The sequence below is a fragment of the Methylobacterium sp. A52T genome, from assembly GCF_053346095.1.
The window spans coordinates 1-7,231 of sequence record NZ_JBKFBI010000208.1 but is presented as its reverse complement, the minus strand read 5'-3'; the positions used below and the strand labels follow the sequence as shown (position 1 = coordinate 7,231).

General features: G+C 77.5%; 3 protein-coding genes and 1 pseudogene. All 4 read right to left on the bottom strand.

The window, feature by feature from the left end; all coding sequences use genetic code 11:
- Positions 1 to 515 (bottom strand): annotated as a pseudogene (locus ACLBYE_RS28735) (hypothetical protein); the annotation flags it as partial.
- Between the two features lie 198 nt (positions 516 to 713).
- Positions 714 to 2,699, bottom strand: coding sequence for a hypothetical protein (locus ACLBYE_RS28730; protein ID WP_447696767.1), 1,986 nt, complete (start codon positions 2,697 to 2,699; stop codon positions 714 to 716).
- 9 nt (positions 2,700 to 2,708) lie between these two features.
- Complete coding sequence (locus ACLBYE_RS28725; RefSeq protein WP_447696766.1) at positions 2,709 to 3,839, bottom strand: VWA domain-containing protein; 1,131 nt, start codon at positions 3,837 to 3,839, stop codon at positions 2,709 to 2,711.
- Positions 3,836 to 7,231, bottom strand: a 3,396-nt coding sequence (locus tag ACLBYE_RS28720; protein ID WP_447696765.1) for a DUF4132 domain-containing protein, incomplete at its 5' end; no start/stop codon positions are given. The genes ACLBYE_RS28725 and ACLBYE_RS28720, both read right to left, overlap by 4 nt.

Sequence of the window (7,231 nt, the reverse complement as noted above, 5' to 3'; positions counted from 1 at the left end):
GCCGCGAGCGCCGGACCGGCCTGTGGGCCCGCCGCCCGGGCGAGCGCCCAGACCAGGGCGTAGCTCGCCCGCGCGGGGCCGAGGCCCCGCGCGAGGGCGATCAGGTCCGGGGCGGCCGCGGCCAGCCGCAGCTCGCCGATGCGCCAGAGCAGGCGGTCGCGGTCGCGCTCGGCCCAGCTCTCACGCAGGCAGGCGGAGAGCCGCGCCCGCAGGACGCCATCGCGCCCGTCGGGCGTCGCCTCGGGCGCGGCGGTCTCCGGGCCGTCGACCCGCCGGTAGCCGCCGTTGATCTTGGAGACGACCACGCTGTCGAACACCCGGGCGGCCGCCTCGGCGGTCACGGGCTGGGGCGTCTTGGAGCCCTCGCGCAGGGTCGCGCCGCGCCGGCCGTAGCGCGTGTTGACGAAGTAGCGCTCGGGCGTCCCGAGGGCCTCGTTCTCGATCAGGTCGACGTCGTAGACCTTGTCGGAGGTGGCGTCCCGCAGGTGGAGGCGCGCCGCGCGGACGACCCTCATGCCACCGCGCCGGCCCGCGCGGCCGGGCAGGGATGCGTCGCGCGCGCGCCACGGTCGACAGGTCCTCGCATCCGGGCTCCTCGCGAAACGACCGGGACGGGCCGGCCGGCGAATCGCGGCGCCCGAAGCCGCGGAAACCTGCCCCAGCGGGACCGAGGGGGCAACCGTGCGCGCACGATTCCGTGATCAGGCCCCTGATCAGGCCTCGTCCGGCCCGGGATCGTCGCGCATGGCGGCGACCCAGATGGCGGCCCGGGCGAAGGGCTCGGACTGCGCGCCCGGAGCCGCCAGGGCGGCGGAGAGGAAGGCGGAGAGCCGCGCGGCGGTGGCCGGATGACCGGCCGCGGCGAGGCGTGCGACGAGGTCGGCGCCGCCGGCGCGGGCGCTGGCCGCGAAGGCCCGCCGCCCCGCATGGAGGGCGTTCGCCAGGAGCGCGGTCGCCTCGTCGAGGAGCGTGGCCGGTCCCAGGTCCGGCGCCGGCTGGATCGGGTGGCCGGCGCCGTCGGGGGCGGCGAGGTCGGGCACGACGAGCCGGTCGACCGACACCGACCAGGGATCGCAGACCAGAGCGCCGTCCTCGATCCGCACCGGGCCGGCGACCTGCCGCACGGGTCCCCAGCGCCCCGCGCAGGCGCCCGCGAGGGCGTCCAGGGCGTGCGGCGCGGCGGGGTCGTAGGCTCGGGCGAGATGCAGCGTGCCGCCCGCCCCCGGCAGCGCGACGGCGGCCTGCCACGTCTGGGCGCCGGGCGCCCAGGCCTGTCCCAGGACCGCCTCGACGGGGAAGACGTGGAAGGCCTCCAGCCGGTCGCGCGGGCGCAGGAAGAAGGGCGGCCGGTCGGCGAGGCGGCGCAGGATCGACGGGAGGTCCCGCGCCGCCAGGGGGGCCGGCAGGGTCACCAGGGCGTCCCGCGGCAGCAGCGCCGTGCGGCCCCGCGCGCCCTGGCCGAGGGCGAGGAGCCCGTCCGCCCGGCGCCGCGCGACGCTGGTCAGGATCTGGCCCTGGCCGGTGCCCGAGACGGACAGGCCCGGGCTGAGGAGGCGCCCGGGCAGGCCGGCCGCGATATCCGCCTCGGCCTCGCCCGGCACGAACGCGCGCTCCAGGGCCAGGAGCGCGCCGGTATCGGTGTCGGCCAGGGCCACCCGGGCGGTGGCACCGCGCCCGCGGGCGAGGAGCCGGGCACCCAGGGAGACGAGGCGGGTCTTGCCCATGGCGGTCTCGTAGGGCTGGCCGAGGCCGAGGGCGGCCTCACCGCCCCGGACGCGGCCGAGGAGTTCGGTGGCGAGCGCCAGGACGACGGCCGCGTCGTAGGCGGCGTGGCGCGCGGCATAGGCCGCGACCTGCCCGTCGAGGTCCGCCTCCGCCAGCAGGAGCTGCGTGGCGCCCCGCCTCTCGGCCGCCCGCCGGAGCCGGACGAGGGCCGCGCCGTGCGCCTCCGGTCCGGACACGACCCCGGCCTCCAGCAGGCCGGCGACCACCCGGTCGGCGGCCTCCGCGAGGTCCGTCTCCGCCGGCTTCGCCTCCGCTCCGGCCGGGGCCGCGCCGCCGAGGCGGATCTCGGGGGCGCCCGCGGAATCCCGGAAGGCGCGGATCGCCAGGGCGACGTGGGCGCAGCCGCCCCCGGCTGCGCAGTCGCAGCGGGCGTAGCCGACAGCGTCGGGCACGAGGAAGCGCACGGTCGCGGTCGGGAGCCGCGCGGCCGGGACGGCGCCCTGCTCCAGCCCGACCGTGATCCCACCCGCCAGGAGGCGCCGCAGCTCCGCCGCCGCGGCGCCGCCGAGCCCCGCCTCGAGGGCCGCGCCGTCGAGGGTGCCGGGATCCCAGGCGACCGGCGCCGCGGCCGTCACCGCCGCACCCTCGGGGACCCCATCGCCAGCCCCATCGCCGGTCCCGTCGGCCGGCCCGTCCGCGACCGGGGCGGCCCGGTAGGCGACGACGAGGGCGACCCGGTGCCGGCACATCCCGCTCGCCGGGCAGGTGCAGGCGGCCTCGCCGGGAGGCCGGCCGGGGCCGAGCCGCGTGACCGTGCCGTCGGCGAAGCGCGCCTCGACGGTGCCGTCCCCGGCCTCCGCGAGTTCCGGCCCCTGGCCGGCGGCCACCTCGCGCAGCGCCCGCTTCACCAGCCCGGCATTGGCGAGCTGGATCAGGCCGTCATCCGTGAGGGCGCGGAGGTCGGGGCGGGCCATCGGCGCCGGTCAGGCCCGGATCGCGGCGGCGAGCCAGCCGGCGAGTTCGCCGGGCGTCATCGCGCCGATCTCGGCGCCGGCCGCCACGAGCCGCTGGGCCATCGCCCGGTCGTAGGCGGGCCGCGCCTCCGAATCGAGGGCCGCGAGGCCCAGCACGCGGGTCCGCTGGCCGGAGAGCGCCCGCACCTGCTCGACCAGGGCGGCCTCGCTCGCGCCCTCGTAGAAGTCGGAGACCAGGACCACGATCGCCCGCTCCGGCGCGGTGATCAGGCCGGCCGCGTAGCGCACGGCGCCCCCGATATCGGTGCCGCCGCCGAGTTGCACCTTCATGAGCATCTCGCAGGCGTCGTCGCAGTCGCGGGTCAGGTCGACCACCGCCGTGTCGAAGGCGACGAGGTGGGTGCGGATGCCGGGGAGCTTCCACAGGCAGGCGGCCATCACCGAGGCGTGGATCACGGAATCGAGCATCGACCCGCTCTGGTCGACGAGCAGGATCACCTGCCAGGGCCGCATCTGCCGCCGGTTCCGGGCGAAGAAGTGCAGCCGCTCGACGGTGACCCGCCGGCTCTCGGGATCGTAGTGGCGCAGGTTGTCGCGGATCGTCCGGTTCAGGTCGAGGTCGCGGGCGCCGGGCAGGCGGGTGTGCCGCCGCCGGTCGAGCACCCCAGAGAACGACACCGCGAGGTCCCGGGCCAGCCGCTCCATCAGCTGCCGCACCACCTCCTGCACGAGCCTGCGGGCCATCACCAGCACGTCGGGCGCCATCAGGTGCTTGGTGCGCAGGACCGCCTTCAGCAGCGTCTCGTTCGGCTCGACCCGGGACAGCACCTCGGGGTTCGTGACCACGTCGTCGATGGCGTAGAGCTCGATGGCGTCGCGCTCCAGCCGCTCGATCGTCTCGTGGGGGAAGAGCGTGTGGACCGCGTTGATCCAGCCCGGCACCGTCAGCGTCGAGCCCTCGCGCCCGCCCTGGCGGCGCTCTCCCCGCGCCGCGCCCTCGGCGTCGCGGCCGTAGAGCCAGTCGAGCGCCTGATCCATGGCGGCCGCATCGCCCGAGAGGGCGCAGCCGGCCCCCGCGCAGGCGGAATCCGCCGCCTCGCCCAGGATGAGCCGCCAGCGCGTGACCGGGTCGAGGCTCACCGCAGCCGCGTCCCGGCGAGGAGGCTCGGCCCGCGCAGGAGCTCGCTCGCCGTCACCGGCGCGAGCTCGCCGAAGATCCGCTGGCCCGGATCCGTCCGGCTGCTCCAGGGCGAGCCGAGGGTCAGGTCGCCGAGGGTCTGCTCCCGGTCCTCGAACTCCACCGCGCCGGTGAACAGGCCCTCCGAGAAGGTCAGCGACGCCTGGCCGGCGGCGCCCCCCGGGAAGGTCACGGCGCGCTCGATCCACCACACCACCCCGGCATCCTGGGGCGCCCCGAGGGGCCAGCCCCGGGCGGCCATGCCGCGCAGGCGGTTGGCCTCCACGACGGTCCCGGCGAAGCGGCTCGTGGTCGATGCGGCCGCCTCGGCCTCCGTGAAGGCGTAGGTCTCGCGGGCCAGCTGCGGGAAGGGCTGGACGATCTCGTAGTCGCCGAACAGCGCCCCCCAGGCCGCTAGCGCCCCCGCGTCGATTTGCAGGGGATGGACGAGGCCGATCAGGCCCGGGGCCGCCCCGGTCAGGTCGAGGTCGAGCGGCGCGTCGTCGGCATCCGTGAAGGTCAGGTCCTCGGCCACCCGGAAGGTCAGGCCCGGGCCGGTCCGCGGGTCGGCATCCGCGAAGGTGGCCCAGACGAGGCGCTGGGCGAGGTGGCGCACGAGCGGGTGCGCGGCGAAGCAGGGGCCGAACACCGTCGGCTGGACCCGGCGGGCGCCAGCGAGCATCGCCTCCAGGCGGGCCACCTGCAGGCTCGCCACGGCCCGCGCGTCCTTCTTCAGGGCACCCCAGCGGGCCACCGCCGCCGCGGCCTTGCCGGCCTCGTCGGCCTTGGCGGGCTTGGGCAGGTCCTTGAGCCTCTGGCCGGCGGCGTCCCGGACCCAGGGCTTCAGGGTCTCGTCGAACCCGACCCGGAACCCGCGGGGGCCGAAATCGAGGTCGAGGCCGCCCCGTTCGTCGAGGTCGAGGTCGGGGGCGAGCCGGTCTGCCAGTTCCTCGGGGGTGAGGCCGCGGGCCTCGGCGAGCTGGGCGATCTTCTGCCGAGCCTTCTCCTGGAGCCCCTTGAACTTCAGCTTCTCGGCGATGCCGTTGAGGTTCATCAGCGCGACGTCGGTGCCGATATCGACCAGCACGTCGAGGCCGGTGACCGCGCGGGCGTGGGCGGCCTCGCCGGGCCAGCGGCGGATCAGGCGGGTCAGGTCGCGGGCCGTGGCGTCGGTGCCGAACCAGCCCAGCGCGCGCAGGGCCCAGCCGTCCTTCGAGGGCGTCCCGGCGGCGATCCAGGCGGAGAACAGGTCCCACGCGAAGGCCGCGAGGCTCGCCTCGGTGCAGGCCTCGCGCACCATCGGCACGCCGGCGTAGACGGCGTCCGGGTTGGTGAAGGACAGCATCTCGCAGAGGGTCAGGATCGCGGCGTCCGGCAGGGCGGTCCCGTCCCGCAGACGCGGCCGGGTCAGCATGGACGGCACGACCCAGGCGGGCGGCCTGCCGACCTTGGCGGGGACGCGGGCGAGGGGATCGCGGTCGAGCACCTGCGCGACCGCCTCGGTCACGTCCAGTGCCTGGTCCGCGTAGCGCGCGGCCACGGCAGCGATGATGGCGCGGCCGTCCGCCCGGTCCTGCGCCAGCACGCGCAGGGCGTGCTCGGCGGCGTCGCGCAGCGCCCCGGGCCGGCCCACGGCGTCGGGCAAGAGGCGGGTGAGGGCGGTCTCGGGATGGCGGCGCAGCCAGGCCAGGGCCGGCTCGCGGGCTTTCTTGAGCTTGGTGAGGGCGCGGGCGGCGGGCGCGGCGAGGCGGCCATCGTCCACCGCCAGGACCGCCGGCAGGAGCCCGACCGGATCGGCCTCGACCAGCCCGACGAGGCCCGGCATCGCCCGCTCGCCGAACCGCGACAGCATCGCCCACACGATCTCCGGCCACTGCGAGACGTGGAAGCATCCCGACACGACGCGCGACTGGGCCCAGAGGGCGAGCGCGAGGGGCTCGGGCTGCCGCTCCAGGCTGCCGACCAGCTGGCGATAGGGCGAGTTCGCCCAGTAATGGCAGGCCTCGTCGATCTGGGCGACGCGCGCGGCGACCCAGGCGACCAGGGCCGGCGGATCGTCGCGCGGCGGCCCGGAGAGCGGGGGCGGGATCCGGCTCCAGCCCTGCGTCGGATGGGCCAGCTCGGTGGCCGCCACGAAGGCCGACAGCGCCTCCGGGCCGTCGAGGGTGACGGCGTTCCGCGCCCGCCAGTAACTCGGGGAGACCTCGGGCACTGCATGGGCGAACGGCGTCGGCAGCGGCGCGAGGGCGAGGACGAGGTCGTCCCGGGTCCGGGCCTTGGCCCGCCAGGGCGGGTCGCGCAGCACCCGCGGCCAGGCGGCGGGCTCCGCGAGGGGCACCGCGCGGGCCTCCGCCAGGGCGTCGAGGATGCCGGCCCCGCGCCCGCCCGACGCTGCGAGCCAGCCGCGGACCCGGTCTATCCCGTGGGCGTCGAGCGCCCGGTTGACCCGGGCGCGCAGGGCGGGCTCGGACCGGCCGCCCGCGAGGGCCGCGAGGCAGCGGGGCAAGATCGCGGCGGGGTCCGCCTCCAGAGCCGCGTCGAGGGCGGCCGCGACGGGCTTCTCGTGGAGATGGGGCAGCAGGGCCGGGAGCGCCCCGGCCTCGCCCGTCGACAGGATCGCCAGGGCGACCGTGCGGCGCTGCTCGTCGAGGGCGTAGTGCAGCAGCCAGTCGAGGGCCGGCAGGGCCGGCTGCCCGGCGGCGCGGGCTACCGCCAGCAAGGTCGCGGCCGCCTCGGCCGCGTCGAGGGCGCAGTAGACGAAGTAGAGGTGGTAGCTGCGCTTGGCGCGCCAGGCCGCGACCGCCTCCGGCGGCGCGTCGGCGAGGAGCGGCAGGTAGACCGTGTCGGCCGTCACGTCGATCCCCGCCGACGCGGCGGCCTCGACCACCGCGACGGGCTGGAGCGGGTGCGGGGCGGCCCGGTCGTCGGCCAGGATGAACGCGAAGGCGCAGGCCGCCGGCCAGTCGTGGTCCTCGGCGATCCGCGCGTTCAGGAGCGCGACCGCGGCGTCGTAATCGGCCTCCGGGGCGTGCACGAGGGCGGCCCGCAGGGCGAGGTGGAGCGGCTCCGCCCAGGACAGGCGCTGGTAGGCGCGCGGCGTCTTCGGGGTCGGGCGGCGCCGGTCGGCCAGCCGGGCGACGGCCTCCGTCCCGCCCTCGGCCACGGCGTAGCGCAGGACCGCCTCCAGCGCCCGCCGCAGGACGGCGTCGCCGGTGGCGGCCCGGGACGGATTCCCCTGTCGGCGCGCCTCCGCGGCGTCCACGACCGCGTCCAGCCAGGCGACGAGGCCGTCCCGGTCCGGCGGCGTTCCGGCGAGGCGCGCGGCCTCGGCGTCGCCGAGCGCGGCCGCCAGCGG